This window comes from Streptomyces sp. NPDC059499, from assembly GCF_042749285.1.
Classification (GTDB): Bacteria; Actinomycetota; Actinomycetes; order Streptomycetales; family Streptomycetaceae; genus Streptomyces.
In genome coordinates, this window is record NZ_JBHYTT010000013.1 from 174,546 (window position 1) to 196,718 (window position 22,173).

The following is a 22,173-nucleotide window of genomic DNA, read 5'->3' on the forward strand; positions in this document are numbered from 1 at the left end:
TCGGGACCTCCGGCCGACGACGAGCCGGAACGATCAGGGGAGGAACCATTTCTGTGACCAGTCCGATGCGCCCACCGCGGCGCACGGCCAGAGGAAGAACAGCGCTCGCCACAAGTGCCGTGATCCTGACCGCATTTGCCCTGGGGTTCGGGCCGGGGGCGCCCTTCACGGCACCCGCCACCGCCCTGGCCGCCGGATGCTCGGGCGTGGACTCCGACTTCAACGGCGACGGCATCAGGGACACGGTGATCGCCGACCCCGAAGGGACCGTCAACAGCGTCCCGGGGGCCGGTCTGGTCCACATCGTCTACGGCGGCGACAAGGGCAGCATGCAGCTGTCCCAGGAGACGCCGAACGTTCCGGGGGGCGCCGAGCCCGATGACCGGTTCGGCTTCTCGTTCGCCGTCTACGACGCGGACGCCGACGGGTGCAGCGACATCGCCGTCGGCATCCCGTACGAGGACCTCGCCGCGGAGGACCTCACGATTCGCGACGCGGGTCTGGTCCAGATCATCTACGGTTCGGCGGCCGGACCCGGCGGCGGTAAAGCTGTCAAGGAGCACTCCCAGGGCCCGACCGCCTCGCTCGGCGGGGGCAGGGAGACCGGTGACTGGGTGGGTTACGCGCTGGCCGGGGGAAAGACCGCGGCGGGAACCTCGTACCTGATGATCGGTGCCCCCGGCGAAGCCCTGGGGACGGTCGAGGACGCCGGCGTCTTCTTCTACCTGTCCGCCGACGCGGCGACCGCCGTCGGCATCAACCAGGACACGACCACCGCCGGGCCGGTGCCGGGGGCGATGGAGGTGGACGACCGGTTCGGCTCGTCGTTCGCAACCACCCCGACGCACTTCGCCGTGGGAACGCCGGGGGAGGCGATAGGCACCGTGCCGTTCGCCGGAGGTGTCGCGGTCTTCAGCCACACCCTCGTCTCGGGCCTGCCCAAGCCGCTGGTGGGTCTGGCGCAGGATCAGGACGTCATCCTGGGCGCCGAGGAGGCGGGTGACGCTTTCGGTACCGCGCTCGCCATGGTCCCCTACCGGCCCTCGGGCGCCACCTCGACGACCGAGGTCCTTCTCGCCGTCGGCGTCCCCGGCGAGGACCTGGCCACGACGGTCGACGCCGGAGCCGTTCAGGTCTTCCGCGTCACGGCCTCCGGGACTTTCACGGAGGTCTACTGGCTCGACCAGAACACGGCGGATGCCGAGGACCAGACCGAGGCCGGGGACTTCTTCGGACAGCGGCTCGCCGCGGTCAACACCGCCCCGAACAGCACGGCTTCCGCCACGACCACCCGGCTGGCCGTCGGCGTGCCGGGCGAGGAGACCTCCGAGGAACACACGGAGAAGGGCGGCGTGCAGATCTTCCCGCTCGTCGGTGCGCCCGGCGCCTCCGACGCCTGGATCGACCCCGGCTCGGGCATCCCGGCGGAACCCGCGTCCCGTCAGCTCGCCGGAATGAGCCTGGGAGCCACCCCCTCCGCCCTGTACGTGGGCATGCCCTACGGGCCCGCCGCCGGCCACGCCGTCCACTCCTTCGGCTGGAACGTGGCATCGGGCGGCGCACCCACCCACACCTTCAAGCCCGGTGAGGGCGGCATCCCCACGGGTGACGTCGCGTTCGGAGCCGTGGCACGTTGACCGACGACCTGGAGAACAGACGCATGTCCAGACGCATACGACGCGGCCCGGTGCTGCGTGGCGCGCTCGCCGCGGTGGTGGCGGGTGCTGTGATGACCGGCGTCCTCAGCGCCCAGTCGGAGGGCCCCGCCGCCGGCGAAACCCCCGAGCCGTCGATGGCCGCTGCCGGCAAGCCGGTGCAGACCGAGGCCGAAGCACTGACCGTCGCCAAGAAGAGCGGCCAGAAGGTCGAGATCCTCGGCATGCGCACCTCGCGCCGGGAGATCTACGCCGAACCGAACGGCACCTTCACGGCCCGCGAGTACACCGACCCCGTCCGTACCTTCCAGGAGGGTACGTGGGTCGACATCGACCGGACCCTTGTACGGCACGCCGACGGAACGGTCACGCCCAAGGCGGCGGCGGTCGCCCTGTCCTTCTCCGACGGCACGGCCGGCAAGCCGTTCGTCACCATGAACCAGGCGGGCCGCGAGATGGCCCTGACCTGGCCGTACGGGAAGCTTCCCGCTCCCGCGCTCGACGGGGACACGGCCACGTACAAGGACGCCCTGCCCGGCGTCGACCTCACGGTGCGTGCCGAGGCGGACGGCTTCGGCCACCTCCTGGTCGTCAAGACCCCCGAAGCCGCGGCCGACCCGAGGCTGGCCCGGCTCGATCTGGGCCTGAAGACCGACGGCCTCAAGGTCAAGGAGGATGCCTCCGGCGCCATCAAGGCCGAGGACGCGGCCGTCGGCGGAACCGTCTTCGAAGCCGGCAAGCCCGTGATGTGGGACTCCGCCGCGGTGAAGGAGACCGCAGCCAGGGCCCAGGGCCCCAAGGCCGTGTCGAAGGCGCTCGCCGCCGCGGCCGCCGATGCCGCACCCGCCCCGGCGGTCGCGCCGAAGGCGGCCCTCGCCGGCCCCGGCGGCGGTGGCCGGACCTCGCCGCTGGGCATCGAGGTGGGCAAGGGCAAGCTGTCCCTCGTCCCCGACCAGAAGCTGCTCCAGGGCGACGACACCGTCTTCCCGGTCGTCATCGACCCGATCCAGCGCACCACGTCGCGCAGTGCGTGGACCGGCGTGATGTCCGGCATGCCGGGTGAGCAGGACTGGAAGTACTCCGGCAGTGCGGGCGTCGGCAAGTGCCCCACCGACTACAGCCCGGTGTCGTGCAACGGTGTGGGGGTCCGCCGGACCCTGTTCACGATGCCCCTGTCGTTCTACAAGGGCAAGCAGATCCTCGGCGCGACGTTCTCCGCACGCGTCGAGCACATCTACAGTGCCTCGCCGACCGCCGAACCGATCCGGCTCTACCGCATCGGCGGCAAGAACTACAGCATCACCTCCTCGTCCAGCTGGTCCAACACCTCGGACGACTGGACCGACCACATCGGCACCGTCGACAAGGCCATCTCGCCCACGAGCTGTTCCAGCCAGGCCAACCTGCACTTCGAGTCGGGTGCGACCGGTGAGCTGACCGCCGAGGTCAAGACCGCGGCCGCCGAGGGCTGGTCGTCCATGACGCTGGGCCTGCGGGCCGCCGACGAGTCCCGCCTCCCGGAGTGGAAGCGGGTCTGCGGCAACGCCTACCTGTCCATCAGCTACAACAACCTGCCGCGGAAGATCACGACGCTCTCGCAGAACCCGGGCGGCATCTGCACCAGCGGTGCCGGCCGCCCCTTCTCCGAGGTGCCGCCGCAGCTGCAGGCCGTGGCGAGCGACCCCGACCACGGCAACGGCCTCACCGACAAGGTGAAGGTCGAGTTCAAGGTGGACTGGACGGACCCGGTCACCAAGGAGGCCAAGACCTACTCCTACCTCACCCCGTCCTGGCTGGCGCCCACGTCCGGCACCAAGTTCACCCACACGGTGAAGTCGTCGATCCCGCAGAACACCGTCATCTACTGGAGCGCGCGCGCCTACGACGGTGACGGATACGGCCCCTGGAGCTACGACGGGGACACCGTGCGCTGCGAGTTCATGTATGACAAGACGCTGCCCGGCAAGCCGAACGTACTGTCCAAGCAGTACCCGTCCGACACCGTGTACCACGACGGCGTCGGCACCTACGGCTCCTTCACCTTCGCGCCGAACCCGAACGACTCGGTGCCCGACACCGACGTCGTGAAGTACCGGTACGCGTTCGACGGCACCGCCACCCCGGCCACCACGGTCAACGCCGCCACACCCGGCGGACCCGCCACCGTGAGCTGGATGCCCACCCGTTCCGGGCGCCACTGGGTCGACGTCATCGCCGTCGACAAGGCCGAGAACCCGAGTACCAAGGCGCACTACGAGTTCCTGGTGACCGAGGGCACCCCCGTCGCCGCCCAGTGGAACCTCGCCGACGAGCCGTCGAGCACCGAGGCCCACGACGAGACGGGAGCGTTCTCCGCCGACACGGGCACCGGCGTCACCTTCGGCGTGGAGGGCCCCGGCGGCAAGGCCGACTCGGCCGCCCGCTTCGACGGCACCGGCGCCGCGTACGCGGACGTCAACGAGACGGTGCTGGACTCCTCGGAGAGCTTCAGCGTCAGCGCCTGGGTCCGCCCGAACGGCACCCCCACGCGCGACATGGCCGTCATCAGCCAGGACGGCACGGGCGAGCCCGGATTCACCCTCGGCTACGACCAGGTGGCGGGCACCTGGGCGTTCTCCGTCCCCGTGACCGACGTCGACACACTCGGCGAGTGGAAGGCCGTGGCCACCGGCGTCAGCGTGGTCCCCGACCAGTGGGTGCTGCTGACCGGCGTCTACGACGCCGCCAAGTCCGAACTGCGCCTCTACATCAACAAGGACAGCAAGGGCACCGCCTCCCGCCGCTCGCTGTGGAAGTCGTACGGGCCGCTGCAGATCGGCCGGACCACGGCCAAGAGCGGCTACCGGGACAACTTCTCCGGTGACCTCGCCGAGGTCCGCGTGTTCGACCGCGTCCTGCCCGCCGCCCAGGTGGCGGAGATGATGACGGTCAAGCCGAGCCGCATGAACTACTGGCAGCTCGACTCGGCGGCCGCAGGCGCCTCCGCGGACACGGGCACCGGTCAGAAGCTGACCCTCGCGGGCAACGCCTCGATCTACAGCGCGCCCACGGACCCGCTGTCGCCCGACCCGTTCCCGATGGTCGGTGCCGGCCACCTGGTCCTCGACGGTGACGGAGACTTCGCCTCGACAGCGACGGCACCGGTCACCGGTGCGTCGAGCTTCACCGTGACAGCTCGCGCTCAGCTCACCGCGTCGGACGCGACATCGGCCCAGACGGTGTTGTCCCTTCCCGGCACGGCGGCCAACCGCGTCGCCGTCCGCTACCGGCCCGCCGCCGACGCCGAATCGACGTCCGTGTGGGAGCTCGCCGTCGCCGAGTCGGACTCCGCCACGGCACCGGTGAAGTCCTTCACCGACGATCAGGCGCTGCCCGACACCGACTCGGCCGGCCAGCACCTGGCCGTCGTCTACGACGCGTTCGGGAACGAGATCCGCCTGTACGTGAACGGTCAGCTCGCCGACATCGCGCACGGCACCGACGACACCCTCTGGGGCGCCACCGGTGGTCTCCAGGTGGGCCGTTCGGCACTCGGCGGCGGCGGCGAGTACTTCGCCGGCGCGATCGACGAAGTCCGCGTCTACAGCGGTGCGGCGGACAGAACCGCCATCCAGCAGCTGGCCAACCCGATGGCGCTGCCGGACATGTGATTCCCACAGGAGGTGTGCCGGTTCCCCGCGTCGGGTGCCGGCACACCTCCTTCGTTCCGACTCATTCCTCTTCGACGTGTGGAGACACGTGATGCGATTTCATGGCCGGCGGCTGCGCCGGCGCATGGCCGGACGGTTGTTCACAGCCACCGCCCTCGGCATGATCATCACCTTGGCCGGGAACACGGTGCACGCCGTCCCGGCCGAGGACAAGGGCCGAGGCAGACCCGGTGTGCAGAACCTGGGCGATCCCCTGGAGGGGAAGAACGGCAAGGCCGAGCCACGACCCGCGAATCCCGCGAAGAAGACCTCGATCAAGCGGTTGGACAAGGCCACCTGGCCCGCGGGCGGTAGTGCGGAGATACCCGTCGGTGCCGCCTCGCCCCGCGCGGTGAAGGTCGGCGGGCTGCCCGTCACGGTCACGGCCGTGCCCTCGAAGGCTGCCAGGAAGGGGGCTGCCAAGAACAGGACGGCCGCCACCACGACTCCACCGGCGAAGGTCGCCGTCGACGTCCTGCCCACCGAGCGGGCGGACGACCTCGGGGCCGGTGCGGTCCTGCGCGTCCGGCGTGCGGACGCGGCCGACGCCGATGGCAAGGTCCGAATCGCCGTGGACTACTCGGCCTTCGAAGAGGCCTACGGCGGTTCCTACGGCGCTCGACTGCGTCTGGTCCAGCTACCCGCCTGCGCGGCGGTGGCCACCCCGGGCAGCAAGGGCTGTCCCTCCCTCGGTACACCGCTGCCCACGGTCAACGACCCGGTCGAGAACACGGCCACCGCAGTGGTCACCGCGTCCGCGGGGGAGACCGGCACCCTGTCCGCCGCGTCGGCGAAGGGCACGTCGCTCGTGGCCCTGGCCGCTGCGAGCTCCTCCTCCCAAGGCACCTACGGAGCCACTTCCCTGACTCCGTCGGCCAGTTGGAACGTCGCGCAGTCGACGGGCGGCTTCTCCTGGTCCTACCCCATGCGTACCGTGCCGGTGGCCGGAGGTCTGACTCCCACGGTCGGGCTCTCCTACCAGTCGCAGTCGACCGACGGCCGTACATCGGCGACCAACAACCAGGGCTCCTGGGTGGGAGAAGGATTCAGCTACGAATCCGGCTACATCGAGCGCCAGTACAAGCCCTGCACCGAGGACGGCCACGACGGGTCGGCCGAGCAGTGCTGGGCCTTCGACAACGCCACGATCATGCTCAACGGCAGTGCGTCCCAGATCATCAAGGACGACAAGACCGGCGACTGGAAGCTCGCCAACTCCGACGGTTCGAAGGTCGAGAAGCTGACCGGTGCCACCAACGGCGACGACAACGGTGAGCACTGGCGGATCACCACCCCGGACAGCAAGGAGTACTACTTCGGTCTCAACCACCTTCCGGGCTGGACCACCGGCCAGGAGGAGACCGCTTCCACCTGGACCGTCCCTGTCTTCGGTGACGACTCCGGTGACCCCTGCTACAAATCGACCTTCGCCGACGCCCACTGCAAGCAGGCCTGGCGCTGGAACCTCGACTACATCAAGGACCCGCACGACAACGTGGTGTCCCACTTCTACGCGAAGGAGGTCAACCACTACGCGCTGAACGGCAAGACGGACGTCAACGGCACCGCCTACGACCGCGGCGGATATCTGAAGCGGATCGACTACGGCCAGCGGGACACCCAGGTGTACGCGGCGAAGGCCCCGGCCCGCGTGACCTTCGACATCGGCGAACGATGCCTGCCCGACAGCGGTTTCGACTGCGCGGAGAGCAAGCGCACCACGGCCAATGCCTCCCGGTGGCCGGATGTCCCCGTCGACCGGGAGTGCAAGGCATCGACGAAGTGCGGTCCCGACCAGACGTCGGCCACCTTCTTCACCACCAAGCGGCTCAAGGCCGTCATCACGCAGATGCGGAAGGACGCGACGAACTACCAGGACGTCGACGCCTGGTCCTTCACCCACGAGTTCCTGGACAACGGTGACGACTCCAAGACCCTGTGGCTGTCGAAGATCGACCACGAGGGCCGGGTGGGTACCGCGGTCAAGGTGCCTTCGCTGGAACTCTTCGGCGAGCAGATGGACAACCGTGTCGACGCGATCGGCGACAACATCGCGCCCTTCAAACGGCTCCGGCTCTCCGCGGTGCTGAGTGAGACGGGCGCGCAGTTGGACGTCAACTACGCCCCGGCGGAGTGCACCGTGCCGACCCTGCCCGAGCCGGGCCTGTCGACCAAGCGCTGCTACCCGGTCAAGTGGGCCGCCCCCGGAAACATCGAACCGATCGACGACTGGTTCCACAAGTACGTCGTCGCGGAGATCGTCGAGACGGACCGCACCGGCGGCGGCGACAAGATGGTCACGCGCTACGACTACCAGGGGCCGGCCGGCTGGCGGCATTCCAAGGCCGACGGCATCACCCCGGAGAAGTTCCTGACCTGGGGCGAATGGCAGGGTTACGGGAAGGTCAAGGTCACCAGCGGTGCCGAGGACCAGCAGCGGTCCCGCATCGACTACACCTATTTCCAGGGCCTGAACGGCGACAAGAAGCCGGGCGGCGGCACGCGCTCCGCGAGCGTCACCGACTCCACGGGCGCGGAATACACCGACGACGAGGACTTCACCGGTTTCGAGCTCGAGACCCAGGTGTACAACGAGGGCGCGGTCAGTACCAAGGTCCTCAAGAAGCCGTGGAAGCACCATTCCGCGACCCAGACCAAGGACTGGGGAACGGTCAACGCGACCCTGGTGAAGCCCCTGGTCACCCGAGGCTTCACCGCGTTGAAGGCGGGCGGCTGGCGCGAGAGCCGTTCGGAGACCGAGTACGACACGACGAACGGCACCGGACGCGTCACGCAGGTCGAGGACCTCGGCCTGGTGGTCCCCGCCACCGCCACGCAGGCGCAGAAGGACGCCGCGGCCGAGGACGACACCTGCACGCGTACCTGGTACACGGACAACACCGACGGCACCCAGAACTTCCTGGACCGTGTGGCCAGAGTGGAGACGGTGGCCGTCGGTTGCTCCGCGACGCCGGACCGCAAGACTCAGGTGCTGGCCGACAGCAGGTCCTACTACGACAACCTCGCGCACGGTGCGGCACCGGTCCGCGGCCTGGAGACATCCGCCGAGCGGCTGGCCTCGCACAACGGAACGACCGCCACCTACCAGCAGACGTTCAAGAACGTCTACGACAGCTACGGCCGGCCCACCTCGGCGACCACACCGGGTACCGGAGCGACCACAACCACCTACACCATGGTCAACGGTCTGACGACGCAGACCAAGGCGACCAACAGTGCGGGCCACGCCTACACCACGGACTACGAGCCCGCCTGGGGTCAGGCCAAGGGCAAGCGGGACGCCAACGGCAAGCGGACCGACGTGGCCTTCGACGGTCTCGGCAGAGTCTCCGGTGTGTGGCTGGAGGACCGCAAGAAGGCTGACAACCAGACACCGAACACCAAGTACAGCTACCTGGTGCGCAAGGACGCACCGCTGGCGATCAAGACCGAGATCGTCGAGGAAGGGGGCACGTACTCCACCGAGTACTCCCTGTACGACAGCATGATGCGTGCCCGCCAGCGCCAGGCCCAAGGGCCGGGCGGCACCCGTCTGGTCGCTGACACCTTCTACGACAGCCGGGGCAAGCTCAAGACCGCGTACGACACCTACAACGCCGCCGGCGCACCGTCCGACCAGCTGCTGATCGTGCGCAACGGTGAGGTCGAGTCCCAGACGCGTCACGAATACGACGACGTGGGACGCCTGACGGCTACGATCTTCGCCGTCGCGGGCGTCGAGCAGTGGCGTACCACCACCCTGCACGAGGGCGACCGCACCCATGTGGTCCCGCCGCAGGGAGGGGTCCCGACCACGTCCCTGACCGATGCCTCGGGCCAGGTGACCGAACTCCGGCAGTACCAGACAGGGAGTCCCGCGGCGTCGGGTCCCTCGTCGTACACGTCGACGAAGTACACGTACAGCCCGGCCGGTCAGCTGAAGACCGTGACCGACGCCAAGCAGAACGTCTGGTCCTTCGACTACGACCAGCGTGGGCGCAGGACGAAGACGGTCGACCCCGACGCCGGTACGATCATCACCGGCTATGACGAGGCCGACAGAACCGTATCGGTGAAGCACGAGGGCCGCGATACGACGGTCACCACCGCCTACGACGGCCTCGGCCGGGTTCTGGCGACCTACGACGGTCCGTCCAGCGGTGGGAAGAAGCTCACCGAGAACCGGTACGACCGTTCCGGCGCGCTCGGCAAGCAGTACGCGTCGCTGCGTTACACCAGCGCGACCGAGTACTACGCGACGTCCGTCCAGTCCTTCGACGACCAGTACCGCCCGTTGACGACCGCCTATGTCGTGCCGGCCTCGGAGGGGGCGCTGGCAGGCACGTACACGTACACGAACGCCTACAACAGGGACGGCACGGTGCAGTCCGCGGGTCTTCCCGCCGCGGGCGGGCTGTCCGCCGAGGCTGTCACCTTCGGCTACGACGAACTCCAGCGGCCTGTCTCGATGACGGGCCTGTCCACCTATGTCACGGACACGGTCTGGTCGGCCACCACCGAACTGCTGCAGCTGGAGCAGAACGCCGGAGGGAAGAAGGTCTGGCAGAGCTTCGACTACGAGCGCGGCACCAAGCGCGTGTCACGGTCGACGCTGGACATCGCGGGATCGGCGAACGGACCGGCCAAGGTCAGCGGATACAGCTACGACAAGGCCGGCAACATCCTGTCCATCGCGGACACGGGGTCGGGAGCGGTCACACCGGACGTCCAGTGCTTCCAGTACGACCAGAACAGGCGACTGTCCGAGGCGTGGACTCCCGAGTCGAGCGCCGAGACAGCCCAGGGGACGGGAACGGTCGGCACCACGGCACCCGTGGACGGTGCCGCTCCCACGGCCTGCAACGCCGCCCCCGGTGCCCAGGAACTGGGCGGCCCGGCCGCCTACTGGAAGTCGTACACCAACGACGAGATCGGAAACCGGACCCAGGACGTCACGCACGACACCGGCCTGGACGCGACCAAGGACATCACCCGCACCTTCACCTACGGTGAGGGCCCGGCCGGACCGCACGCCGTCACCAAGGTCGTGGAGAAGTCCCCGACCGGGGAACAGCAGTCGCTCTACGGTTACGACTCCGCGGGCAACATGGACGAGCGGACCCTCGGCGGAAACACCGAGACCCTCTCCTGGGACGTGGGCGGCAAGCTGGACAAGGTCTCCCACCCCGACGACGCCACGACACCGCAGAACGAGGCGTCGGATACCACCTATCTCTACGGTCCCAGCGGGGACCGCATCAAGCGCAAGGACACCGACGGCACCACGGTGTACCTGCCGGGGACCGAGCTCTACCTGAAGGCGGGCACGTCCAAGGTCGAGGCCACACGCACCTATGCGCACGCGGGCCAGGACGTGGCTGTGCGCACCGACGACAACAAGGTCACGTTCCTCTCCGCGGATCACCACAACACGGGTGACGTGGCCGTCGACTCGGCGACCGGTGCCGTCACACAGCGGCGCTTCGACCCCTACGGCAACGCCCGGGGAACCGAACCCGCGTCGTGGCCCGGCAGTAAGGGATTCGTCGGCGGAACCGTCGACGAGAGCACCGGACTCACCCATATGGGGGCACGGGAATACGACTCGGTGCTGGGCAAGTTCATCTCCGTCGATCCGCTGATCGACTTCGGCAACGCCCAGCAGATGAACGGCTACGCCTACGCCAACAACTCGCCTGTCACATTCTCCGACCCCACCGGATCCATTCCCGCCGAATGCTGGGAAGGGCTCATCACCTGCCATATGGGGCCCAACGGATGGGAGTTCGGCGACGCCAAGCCGCCGCCGTCGGAGGAGGAGCAGGAGGTCCAGGCGGCACAGAGCAACAGTGCCTCCGTCGACCGGGTGGTCACCCAGGTGACCGAGAAGATCATCGAAGAGGTCAAGGACATCGTAGGAATCAACGCGCTGCAGGACTGCGCGTCGAATCCCTCGGTGGGCACGTGCCTGAAGGCCGCGGTGGAAGTCGGATCCCTCTTCGTCGGATCAGCGCTGAAGGCGCTGTTCAAGAGCAAGAGAATCTACAAGGCTCTCACGCTGATCGACGACCTCTACGACTCCATCAACCGCATGCGCAAGGCCGAGAAGAGGCTGGACAAGGCCAAGGACGCGCTGGAGAAATCCAAGAAGGCGAAGGCAAGGGAGAAAAAGAAGAAGAAGGACAGGGACTCGTGTGAGAACCACAGCTTCCTGCCCGGCGCGAAAGTCCTGATGGCCGATGGATCCACGAAGGAGATCAAGGAAGTCGCCCTCGGGGACAAGGTCACCGTCACCGATCCGGGCACCAGGAAGAACTCGGCACGCGAGGTCGTCCGCACCATCGTCACGGAGGACGACAAGCACTTCGTGCAGCTGACGGTCGCCACCACGGACGGGCCGTCCAGCCTCACCACGACGGTGACCCATCCCTTCTGGGTCGATTCCGAGCAGCGGTGGGTCGACGCCGGTGACATGCGGGCCGGCATGGAACTGCTCACTCCCGCGGGCGACAGGGTCCAGCTGACGGGGCAGCGCTTCTTCGACGAGCGGCAGCGCACCCACGACCTCACCATCGCCGGTGTGCACGCCTACTACGTGGCCGCGGGTACGACTCCCGTCCTCGTGCACAACTGCGACGACATCGCGCTGGGCAAGCAGACCGTCAACGGTGACGACATGGCTCTGGACATCTTCGCCATGGAGCGGGGGGCCACCACCTACAAGGAATGGGATGACAGTTCCTGGTGGTACGAGCACGTGAACAAGTTCCTCAAGGACGGCAAGACGAATATCCATGTCAACCTCGACGGGATCGACGATCCCGTCGCGTATGCCAAACTGGGTAGTTCGCTCAAGCCGGAGCCCGAGATGCAAGGGGCTACACGGTGGGAGATGTATCGGCTCAGCAAGTCGTCCGGCGCGTGGAGCAGGGTGACCTGGTACCGCAAGGGGAAAGAGGTGGGGAACCCGTTTGAGTGAGGCACAGGATTCCGGGAAGAACGTCCTCTGGTCGAGTCCGCTGACCTTCCAGCTGTGGCTCTACGGCATCGGGCACTCCCAACTGCTCATCCGTAGCCTGTCGGGCCAGGGCCAGGACGCGGAGCCGATCGGTATCCGGTTCGAGGCGGTGGAACGGATGAACATCGGCCGCACGTTTCGTGGTCTCAGCCTGGAGTCGGCCGACGACGCCCTCCTGGAGGAGATCGCGGCCACGGGCTACCTCCGGCCTCGACCGAACCCGCTGCTGGCGCTCGCACTGCGCAGTGAGGACGCCGTCAGCTGGGTGGTCTGCTCGAAGGTGGCGGTCGGGGTGTCCGACTTCGTCGACGGAAAAGCCGGATTCTCCCTAGAACCGGTCCACTTCGCCGCGCGAGCGAGGAGACCGGACTGACCTGATCCAGCGAACACGACCCTGGAGGACCGCCTTTCACGAGGCGGTCCTCTTCGGGTTTTGCCTGCTGTCGCAGCATCGATGCCTTGGATGCCCAAGAGGCGGCCCCTCGGCCGCATCGTCCCCTGCGGGCCACGGAATTCATGGAGTGGCAGGCGCACGGCTCCCGCACCATTCCTTCCGTGGCGTGTCAGTTCGATTGCGGCATGACCGGTCGGATACGGCGCCGGACATATTCGGCCGCCCATGCGAACCCTCATACCAGAGCGGGACGCATGGTGGGCAAGTTCGACAACTGCACGGCGGACACGGGCGATACGCGACTACCGTGTGTTGCCGGTGATCAACGGTGGGCTCATATCGGTCGGGCCTGTCCAGCCGTTGACCCGGGCCTGACCGACCACCGTAGGTGTCACCACACGAATGCCGATTCCTGGTGCCCCACGTACCGAGGACGATGATGTCTCAACTTCGCGCACCCACCGCGCGGCCGGAACGCCGCGAGGGCGGACGGCACGGCCGTCCGGGTGGCCGTTCGGGTAGCCGATCGCACGCGGCCGCGAGCAGGCCGCGCGCCGCGCAGCCCGCCCCCGACGCCCGAATGCGACCACAGGTGATGCGGACGGCCGTGCTGCCGGCCGTCGCCGCGGTGCTGAGCGGGGCCGCGGCCGTCATCTTCACCATCCGGTCCTCGGGTGTGCGCCCGTCCGCCAGTCTGCTGGCGGCGCTCGGCGGATCCGGGGCGCTGGCCGTCGCCGCCGTGGCGGCGGCCTTCCTCGGCGCGAACCGCGTCGTCACCGGTGTCCTCGACCGCTGCCTCGCACTCCGGCGCGCCAGCGCGCAGAGCGACGCCGATCTCCAGCGGCTCGTGGAGCAGCTCCGCGACGGCGAACCCGTGCCCGCCCGGCGCACCCCCACGCCCGCCGCACCCGATGCCGACGCCTTCGACCTGCTCGCCCAGGAACTGAGCCGATCGCAGGAGGGGGCCGTCGCGGCCGTCGTCCAGGCGTCCCAGCTCTTCAACAGCACCGGGGACGAACAGAAGGTCGAGGTCTTCGTCAACCTGGCCAGACGGCTGCAGTCCCTCGTGCACCGCGAGATCCAGATCCTCGACGAGCTGGAACACGAGGTCGAGGACCCCGACCTGCTCAAGGGCCTCTTCCACGTCGACCACCTCGCCACCCGCATCCGCAGGCACGCCGAGAACCTCGCGGTGCTCGGCGGCGCCGTCTCGCGGCGGCAGTGGAGCAATCCGGTGACCATGACCGAGGTCCTGCGCTCGGCGATCGCGGAGGTCGAGCAGTATCCGCGGGTCAAACTGGTGCCGCCCATCGACGGAACCCTGCGCGGCCACGCCGTCGCCGACGTGATCCACCTGCTGGCCGAACTCGTGGAGAACGCCACGGTGTTCTCCGCCCCGCACACCCAGGTCCTGCTCCGCGCCCAGCGCGTCACCGCGGGGCTCGCTCTGGAGGTCGAGGACCGTGGGCTGGGCATGCCCGGCCCCGAGCAGAAGCGGATGAACGCACTGCTCGCCGACCCCGACCAGGTCAATGTCGCCCACCTGCTCCAGGACGGCCGGATCGGGCTGTTCGTCGTCGCGTCCCTGGCCCGCAGACACGGAATCGCCGTACGGCTGCAGAGCAACATCTACGGCGGCACGCAGGCGGTACTGGTGCTGCCGCAGGTACTCCTGGGCATCGACGACGAGACCGCCGTACGGGCAGGCGCCGCGCCGGTTCCGCCGCTCGGAGCCGCACACCGGCCACCCGCCCAGGACGCCGCCCCCCTGCCTCCGGCGGCCGCCCAGCCCCCACTGCGGCAGGCCGCCCCGGCCCCACTGCCGCAGGCGGCTCAGGCACCACCGCGGCTGGACCAGCCGCCCCGGCAGGCACGGCGCACGGGCGAGGGGCCTCCGCTGCCGCTCCGTGCCGAGCGGGTCGACGGCCCGAACCCCGCCGCGTCCCCGCCCGGCGCGGGCTCCTTCCGGGACAGCGACGCCCGTACCGGAACGGCGGTCCCGCCCCAGGACGGCGCGGTGGCGGCCACGAGTGCCCCCGCCGCTGCCGTCGCGGACGCCCCGGGCCGTCCCCAGCTCCCCAGGCGCAGCAACCAGGAGCACCTGGTACCGCAACTGAGGGAAGCTCCCGTCCCCCGTACGGAGGACGAGGACGCCCTGCACGACCCGGGCCTGATGGCCGCCTTCCGGCGCGGGGTCGACCTGGCCGAGGCCCGGTCGGCCGAGGACCCGGAGCCCGCACCCTCCTACGACCCCTCCGACGGCTCCCCGCAGCGTGCGACGCCGGACCCCCGGCCCGTGACGACGCCAGGTCACTTCCCCTCCGTCGGTGCGCAGCGGACCCACGCCCCGGCCCCGTTGCCGGTCCGCGGCCTCAGGGCCGCGCAGGCCGGTGCGGAGCCGTCCGGGGAGGCCTTCCCGGGCCTCCGGCTGCCCGAATCGGATCCACGAACCGAGAACACCTTCAAGGAGTCACCATGACGAGCGATATGCCGTCCGGTCAGGTCGCGGACCTCGACTGGCTGCTGAGCGGGCTGGTCCAGCGCGTGCCGTACACACGCAGCGCGGTCCTGCTCTCGGCCGACGGCCTGGTGAAATCCGTCCACGGCATGGACGCCGACAGCGCCGACCACATGGCGGCCCTGGCCGCGGGGCTGTACTCCCTCGGCCGCAGCGCAGGCGCCCGGTTCGGTGACAACGGCGACGTGCGGCAGGTGGTGGTGGAGCTCGACTCGACGCTGCTGTTCGTCTCGACCGCCGGATCCGGAACCTGTCTCGCCGTCCTGTCCGGCCGCGAGGCGGATGCCGCAGTGCTCGGCTACGAGATGGCCATGCTGGTCAAGAGCGTCCGCCCGTACCTGACGACTCCGCTCCGGCAAGCCGCCGGAGCACCGTTCACCCCGGGGCTGTGAGAGTGCCGGCCCCGCAGGACGGGCCGTTGCTCGACGATGCGGCCGGCCGGCTCATCCGCCCGTACACCGTGAGCAACGGCCGCACCCGGCCGACCACCGTGCTCGATCTGCTGTCGCTGGTGATGGCGACGGGGAGCGAGCCACAGGTACACCTCGGCCCCGAGCACACGGTGGCGCTGGAACTGTGCGGCGGCCCGACCTCGGTGGCCGAGGTCGCCGCGCATCTCCGGCTGCCCGCCGTCATCACCAAGGTGCTCCTGTCCGACCTGGTCGACTGCGGCGCAGTCACCGCGCACGCCCCCGCATTCCATGACATGCCCACCGACCGATCCCTGCTGGAGGCAGTGCTCGATGGTCTACGACGACAGCTCTGACAGCACCCAAGGCTCCGAATTCTTTCCCGTGGCCCTCAAAGTCCTGGTCGCGGGGGGATTCGGCGTCGGCAAAACCACGTTCGTGGGCGCCGTCAGCGAGATCGCGCCGCTGAGCACCGAGGAGTTGCTGACCCAGGTCAGCGTGGGGACCGACAACCTCGACGGCATCGAGTCCAAGACGGCCACCACCGTGGCCATGGACTTCGGCCGGATCACGCTTTCCGACCAGCATGTGCTGTACCTCTTCGGCACACCCGGCCAGGAGCGGTTCTGGTTCATGTGGGACGAACTCTCCAAGGGTGCGCTGGGAGCTGTCGTGATCGCCGACACACGCCGGCTCGCGGAGTGCTTCGCGGCCGTCGACTTCTTCGAGCGGCGGGGCATCGGATTCGTCGTCGCGGTCAACGAGTTCGACGGCGCCTACCGCTACGAACCCGACGAGGTGCGGGCGGCCCTCGACCTCGGACCCGAGGTACCGGTCGTGCTCTGCGACGCCAGGATCGCCAGTTCGGGCACCGGGGCGCTCGTCACCCTGGTCCAGCACCTCATCAACGCGACCGCCCCGGCACCGCTCTCCGGTTTCGGGGCCCGTCCGTGATCCCTCACGGGACGGAACGGCCCCTGCTCACACCGGTCGACAGGGACGGGCCCGTCAGGGGCGCCCGGCTGCGCAGGCTCGGGCTGGGAGAGCGCACCGACACGTCGTTCGACAGCTTCGACGCCTTCGCCGACAGGGTGGCCGAAGTGACCGCGACGCCGTTCTCGATGGTCAACTTCATCGATGAGAACCGGCAGTTCTTCGCCGGGCTGCACACCCCGGCCGGCACCCGTGAGGGGTCCGGCCTCGGTGCGGTCGCGGCGGGCAGCGGCCGCGGGATCCGTCATCTCGCCAGAGACCACGGCTACTGCCCGCATGTCCTCGTACGGCGCAAGGCCCTTGTGCTGGAGGACGTCTGCGACTACCCGCGCTTCGCGGGCAATCCGGTCGTCGACGACATGGGAATCCGCTCCTATCTCGGAGCTCCGCTGATCGACCGCACAGGTGTGGCGCTCGGTACGGTCTGCGCCGTCGACACCGTGCCGCGCCCCTGGGGCCGGGCGGGGCTGGACACCATCAAACTGCTGGCGCGCGAACTCGTCGGGCAGATCGACCGCCGGGACGGGCCCCGCGGCTGAACCGGCCGGTCATTCCGCCGGCGGCCTGCCCGTACTGGCGCGCAGGACGACCTCGCCCTCGATGCGGACCACCCGCGAACGGTGCTGCCCGCCCCCCGGTTCCCGCAGTGCCAGCGCGATCACGCTCTCACCCATCGCGGTGAGCGGCAGGGCCACCGTCGTGAGCGGCGGCGACAGTTCCCGTACGAGGGGGATGTCGTCGAACCCGGCCAGGGACACGTCCCCCGGCACGTCCAGCCCCGCCTCCCGGAGCGCTGCCAGAGCGCCGACGGCCATCACATCGGTCACCGCGAACACACATGTCGGCCTGGGCCCTTCGCGGGCGAGCAGCCGGAGGGCCGCCTGATGGCCGCCCTCCCGGGTGAACGCGCCCTCCACGACCACCTCGAGGCCGATGCCCGCCTCCGCGAGCCCTTCCCGGAATCCCGCGAGCCGGTCGGACACCGTCGTCAGCGACGGAGGTCCGGTGAGCACCGCGAACCGCCGGTGCCCGAGCGTTGCCAGCGACCGTGCGAGCGCGGCCGCACCGGCACGGTTCTCCGGCTGCACGGTGTCCACCCGCAGGCTGCGGTGCCGGCTGACCACGGCGACCCGGCCGCCGACGCGTACGTACGGTGCCAGTTCGGCGTCCATGGCGCGTTCCCACGCCCGGTCCTGGAAGCCGGAACCGATCAGCAGGATGGCCCGGGCCCGCTGGGCCCGCAGCATGGACACGTACGCGATCTCCCTGGACGGCTCACGGAAGGTGGAGGCCAGCATCACCAGCAGGTCCTGCTCGGCCGCCGCCCGCATCACACCGCTGGCCACCCCCGCGAAGTAGGGGTCGCTGACGTCATGACAGATGACGCCCACCGTACGGTTGCTGCCCGCGCCGGCCAGGACCTGGGCGTGGGCGTTCGGGATGTAGCCGAGCCGGCCGGCCGCCGAGCGCACCCGCTCCCGCAGGTCGTCGCGGACCCGGGTGGTGCCGTTGAGCGCTCGCGACGCGGTGGCGAGCGAGACCCCGGCCTCGCGGGCCACGGCGTCCAGGGTCACGTGCGTCGTCCGTACCCGGTCCGGCGGAACCGGCCGGTCCGGTGCTTCCCGTTCACTCAACTCGAACCCCCGGGGGTGCGGTGGTGGCAGAGCCCCGAACTTCGGGACGACCTCTTGACCCTGCGCGCCATGAGTCATTAGCGTGGCCAGACCTTACCAGAAAGCGCTTTCTGAAAGCGCCTTCTCAGGCCCCTGAGAATTGCCCGGCAATCCACAACTCGCGTACGAATGCAGGGAGTTTGCAGTGAGCCAGAGCGCTTTGGTCAAGAGCCCCGCGGAGATCGCGGGAGTCACCCGGCGGGCCGGACCCTCCGTGGGGGAGCGGCTCGCCCGCGCGGCCGAGCAGAGCTGGCGTCCTGTCGCGCTGCTGCTGGCGTGCTTCGCCGTCTGGTGGGTGATCGCGGCGGCCGAGCTCGTGGAGCCGTATCTCGTACCGTCACCCGGCGCGACGCTCGACGTGCTGACCGGCAAGACGAGTTACCTGTGGCAGCACACCTGGGTGACCACATACGAAACCCTGCTCGGGTTCCTCATCGCGGTGGCTGTCGGCGTACTGGCAGCCGTGATCATGGTCTACTCGTCGACCGTCGAGCGGACGCTCTACCCGATCCTGCTCTTCGCGCAGGTCGTCCCCAAGATCGCGATCGCCCCCCTGTTCGTCGTCTGGCTCGGATTCGGTATCGCGCCGAAGATCCTCATCGCTGTCCTCATCGCCTTCTTCCCGGTGGTGATCTCGATGGTCACCGGCCTCAAGGCGGTCGACCCGGAGATGCTCCAGCTGTCGGCGACCATGGGCGCCAAACCCTGGCAGACCTTCGTGAAGATCCGCTTCCCTGCCTCGTTGCCCCACCTCTTCTCGGGGCTCAAGGTCGCGGTCACGCTGGCTGTGACCGGCGCGGTCGTCGGCGAGTTCGTCGGCGCCAACGAAGGACTCGGTTACGTGATCCTCCAGGCCAACGGCAATCTCGACACCCCGATGCTCTTCGCCGGGCTGCTCGTGATGTCCCTGATCGGCGTCGTCCTGTTCGTCGCCGTGGAGATCGCCGAGAAGCTCCTGCTCCCCTGGCACGCCAGCCGCAGGGAAACCTCCGCCACCACCTCGTACTGACCTCGTCGTGAGAAGGGCCAAGCCCATGCATGCGCGCAGACTCCTGATCGGTGTCGTCCCCCTCGTCCTGATGGTCACCGCCTGCGGCGGGAACGAGCCGGCGACCACCACCAGCGACTCCGGCAAGAAGCTCGACCAGGTCACGCTGACACTCAACTGGTATCCGTACGGCGAGCACGCGCCGTTCTACTACGGCAAGCAGCAGAAGATCTTCGAGAAGCACGGCATCGACCTGAAGATCCAGGCCGGCCAGGGCTCGCAGAAGACGGTGCAGGCGACCGCCGCCGGGCAGACCGATTTCGGCTGGGCCGACACCCCCGCGCTGCTCGCCGGGGTCGACAGCGGCGTCAAGGTGAAGAGTCTCGGCGTCTTCCTCCAGACCACCCCCGCCTCGGTGCAGTCCTTCGACGCCGAGGGCATCAAGACGCCCGCGGATCTGAAGGGCAGAACCATCGCCGGCACCGCGGGTGACGCGCTGTCGAAGACCTTCCCGATCTTCCTGAAGAAGAACGGGCTGAGCGATTCGGACGTCAAGGTCCAGAACACCGACCCGGCGGGCAAGATCGCCGCGGTGATCTCGGGGAAGACCGACGGTCTGCTCGGCTACGCGAGCGACCAGGGCCCCACCATGCAGCACAAGGCCGGCAAGCCCGTCTCGTACCTGCGCTTCTCGGAGCACGGGCTGAACTTCTACTCCAACGGACTGCTCGCCGGTCAGAGGATCCTCGCGTCGAAGCCCGATCTCGCCAAGCGCATGGTGCGGGCCGTCAGCGAGTCGTGGGCGGCGGCGGAGAAGGCCCCCGAGCCCGCCGTCAGTTCGATGGAGGGTGCCTCGGAGCAACTGCCTCCGAAGGCGGTCCTGGCGGAGCAGTTCGCCACGACGCTCACCCTGCTGCACACCGCTTCGACCCAGGGCAAGGCGCCCGGAGTCAACACCGAGGCCGACTGGCAGCAGACCGTCGACGTCTTCGCCGAGGCGGGACTGGTCGGCAAGCCCAAGGCCGTGTCGGACTACTGGGACCAGAAGTCGGCGCTGAAGGGATGACGATGCCGAAGGAGGACGCGAGGACGGGGAAGCTGCCGGCGGAGGCGGCCGTGACGGTCACCCCGGCCGTCGGGCTGACGGACGTCTCGGTCAGGTTCCGCGGCAGGGACCGTGATGTCACGGCGGTCCAGGAGGTGTCCCTCGACGTGGCGCCGGGAGAGTTCGTCGCCGTCGTGGGACCCTCGGGATGCGGCAAGTCGACCCTGCTCAAGCTGGTCGCCGGACTGCTCAACCCGACCGTGGGCGACGTCCGGGTCGGCGGGGAGCAGGTCAAGGGGCCACGCCACGACATCGGTTACGTGTTCCAGCGCGCCGCTCTCCTCGAATGGCGCTCCGCGCGCCGCAACATCCTGCTCCAGGCGGAGATCAGGAAGATGGTTCCAGCCGTGGCACGCGAGAAGGCCGACGCCCTGATCCGGATGACAGGCCTGAGTGGCTTCGAGAACGCGTACCCCCATGAGTTGTCCGGCGGGATGCAGCAACGGGTGGCCCTGTGCCGGGCGTTGCTGCACGAGCCGCCGGTGCTGCTGATGGACGAGCCGTTCGGCGCGCTGGACGCGCTGACGCGCGAGCAGATGAACATGGAGCTCAACCGGATCCGGCGGGAGACCGGGACCACAGTGATCCTGGTGACGCACTCGATCTCCGAGGCGGTCTACCTGGCCGACAGGGTGGTGGTGATGAGTCCGCGTCCGGGCACCGTCACCGAGATCATCCAGGTGGGTCTGCCCGCCGAGCGCGAGTACAGCGAGACCCTCGGGCGCCCCGAGTTCCACGCGGCGGCCACGCGCATCCGCGACCTGCTGGGTGCGGTCTCGGCACACGACTGACACGGAGCGCCGGACCGGGGGAGCACCCCGGTCCGGCGCCCGGGGCCGCCCGTCGCCCCTGCCCCGGAACCCCGGTTCAGGACAGCGCGAACGCGTCCGCGAGCACACCCATCTGCGCGGTGAGCAGCGTGTCACCGTGATGCCCCATACCGGCGAACTGTCCCGCCGCCTCCAGCCCCACCGAGCCGTGCAGCTGGGCCCATACGAGCACGGCGCCCGCCAGCGCCCGCGCCGGCGTGTCGCCGGCCGCGTCCGCCGCGTACTCGGCGACCCAGGCGCCCACCGCCTCGTCGGTCGCGAGCCAGGCCGCCATCTCCGCCACCAGCGTGGCCACCTCGGCCCCCGGATCCCCTTCCGCGAAGACCGCCAGGAACGGCCCGAGGACCGCGCGGGCCCGGTCCCGTGTGTCGTCCGGGGCCACATAGCCGGGTACCGGTGCGCCCTGGATCAGCAGATAGCGGTGGGGCTCGGCGACCGCCCACGCCCGGTAGGCCGTGGCCAGCGTCCGCAGGCGGTCGCGAGGCCCCTGCGAGGCGGCCGAGGCCTCGGCCGCCGCCCCTGCGACGGCCGTGGCGGCGTCGTCGTACGCATCCCTGATCAGGGCGCTCAGCAGATCGTCACGGCTGGCGAAGTACCGGTAGAGCGCCGGGCCCGACAGCCCCATCTCCTTGGCGACACGGGTCAGGGCGAGCGCGCCGACACCTGACTCGGCCAGCTGCCGCAGGGCCGTTTCCTTGATCTCCGACCGGGTCTGCTCCCGGTACCTGGCGCGCGGGCCCTGCTGGGCTGAGGCCATCCCCGGCTCCTCGATCCTCGTCGACTGCTATCTGCACTCACGTTCGTTACGGAGTCTAACAAGAGGAATTGTGATTCATCATCGCAAGAGTTACAGTCTCTAACAGTTGCAAGGCGACGTAGCAGTTCACCTAGGCGAAGGAG

14 protein-coding genes are annotated in these 22,173 nt (G+C 69.2%); 12 read left to right on the forward strand and 2 right to left on the reverse strand.

Annotation, left to right across the window (positions count from 1 at the left end; genetic code table 11):
- The first annotated feature begins 119 nt into the window (after positions 1-119).
- From ACFW9O_RS27265 to ACFW9O_RS27305, 9 genes are all read left to right on the forward strand, one after another.
- Positions 120-1,637 (forward strand): VCBS repeat-containing protein, encoded by a 1,518-nt coding sequence (locus ACFW9O_RS27265; RefSeq protein ID WP_384612923.1) that lies wholly within the window; start codon positions 120-122, stop codon positions 1,635-1,637.
- Positions 1,638-1,660: 23 nt separating this feature from the next.
- Positions 1,661-5,305, forward strand: coding sequence for a LamG domain-containing protein (locus ACFW9O_RS27270; protein WP_384612925.1), 3,645 nt, complete (start codon positions 1,661-1,663; stop codon positions 5,303-5,305).
- Positions 5,306-5,396: 91 nt separating this feature from the next.
- Positions 5,397-12,323, forward strand: coding sequence for an RHS repeat-associated core domain-containing protein (locus ACFW9O_RS27275; RefSeq protein WP_384612927.1), 6,927 nt, complete (start codon positions 5,397-5,399; stop codon positions 12,321-12,323).
- Positions 12,316-12,735 (forward strand): hypothetical protein, encoded by a 420-nt coding sequence (locus tag ACFW9O_RS27280; protein WP_384612929.1) that lies wholly within the window; start codon positions 12,316-12,318, stop codon positions 12,733-12,735. Before ACFW9O_RS27275 ends, ACFW9O_RS27280 begins: the two co-directional genes overlap by 8 nt.
- A 460-nt stretch (positions 12,736-13,195) precedes the next feature.
- Complete coding sequence (locus tag ACFW9O_RS27285) at positions 13,196-15,235, forward strand: ATP-binding protein (protein WP_384612931.1); 2,040 nt, start codon at positions 13,196-13,198, stop codon at positions 15,233-15,235.
- Positions 15,232-15,666 (forward strand): roadblock/LC7 domain-containing protein, encoded by a 435-nt coding sequence (locus tag ACFW9O_RS27290; protein ID WP_351173822.1) that lies wholly within the window; start codon positions 15,232-15,234, stop codon positions 15,664-15,666. The genes ACFW9O_RS27285 and ACFW9O_RS27290 overlap by 4 nt, the downstream gene beginning before the upstream one ends.
- Before the next feature lie 2 nt (positions 15,667-15,668).
- A complete protein-coding gene (locus ACFW9O_RS27295; RefSeq protein WP_351173847.1) occupies positions 15,669-16,040 on the forward strand; it encodes a DUF742 domain-containing protein in 372 nt (123 codons plus the stop codon).
- Positions 16,018-16,638, forward strand: a complete 621-nt coding sequence (locus tag ACFW9O_RS27300) for an ATP/GTP-binding protein (protein ID WP_351173824.1) — start codon at positions 16,018-16,020, stop codon at positions 16,636-16,638. The genes ACFW9O_RS27295 and ACFW9O_RS27300 overlap by 23 nt, the downstream gene beginning before the upstream one ends.
- Positions 16,635-17,216 (forward strand): GAF domain-containing protein, encoded by a 582-nt coding sequence (locus tag ACFW9O_RS27305; protein WP_351173826.1) that lies wholly within the window; start codon positions 16,635-16,637, stop codon positions 17,214-17,216. Before ACFW9O_RS27300 ends, ACFW9O_RS27305 begins: the two co-directional genes overlap by 4 nt.
- Positions 17,217-17,225: 9 nt before the next feature.
- On the opposite strand, the gene ACFW9O_RS27310 is transcribed toward ACFW9O_RS27305, so the two are convergent.
- On the reverse strand, positions 17,226-18,251 hold the full coding sequence (locus ACFW9O_RS27310) for a LacI family DNA-binding transcriptional regulator (protein ID WP_384612934.1): 1,026 nt from the start codon (positions 18,249-18,251) through the stop codon (positions 17,226-17,228).
- Positions 18,252-18,495: 244 nt separating this feature from the next.
- Here ACFW9O_RS27310 and ACFW9O_RS27315 point away from each other — a divergent pair, with 244 nt between their 5' ends.
- The 3 genes from ACFW9O_RS27315 to ACFW9O_RS27325 are packed head-to-tail and all read left to right on the forward strand — an operon-like array spanning position 18,496 to position 21,234.
- A complete protein-coding gene (locus ACFW9O_RS27315; protein ID WP_384612936.1) occupies positions 18,496-19,359 on the forward strand; it encodes an ABC transporter permease in 864 nt (287 codons plus the stop codon).
- 25 nt (positions 19,360-19,384) lie between these two features.
- On the forward strand, positions 19,385-20,404 hold the full coding sequence (locus tag ACFW9O_RS27320) for an ABC transporter substrate-binding protein (RefSeq protein ID WP_384612938.1): 1,020 nt from the start codon (positions 19,385-19,387) through the stop codon (positions 20,402-20,404).
- Positions 20,401-21,234 carry an ABC transporter ATP-binding protein gene (locus ACFW9O_RS27325; RefSeq protein ID WP_384612940.1) on the forward strand — a complete coding sequence of 278 codons (834 nt, stop codon included), beginning with the start codon at positions 20,401-20,403 and terminating at the stop codon, positions 21,232-21,234. The genes ACFW9O_RS27320 and ACFW9O_RS27325 overlap by 4 nt, the downstream gene beginning before the upstream one ends.
- A gap of 76 nt (positions 21,235-21,310) precedes the next feature.
- On the opposite strand, the gene ACFW9O_RS27330 is transcribed toward ACFW9O_RS27325, so the two are convergent.
- Positions 21,311-22,030 (reverse strand): TetR/AcrR family transcriptional regulator, encoded by a 720-nt coding sequence (locus tag ACFW9O_RS27330; RefSeq protein WP_384612942.1) that lies wholly within the window; start codon positions 22,028-22,030, stop codon positions 21,311-21,313.
- Positions 22,031-22,173 lie beyond the last annotated feature (143 nt).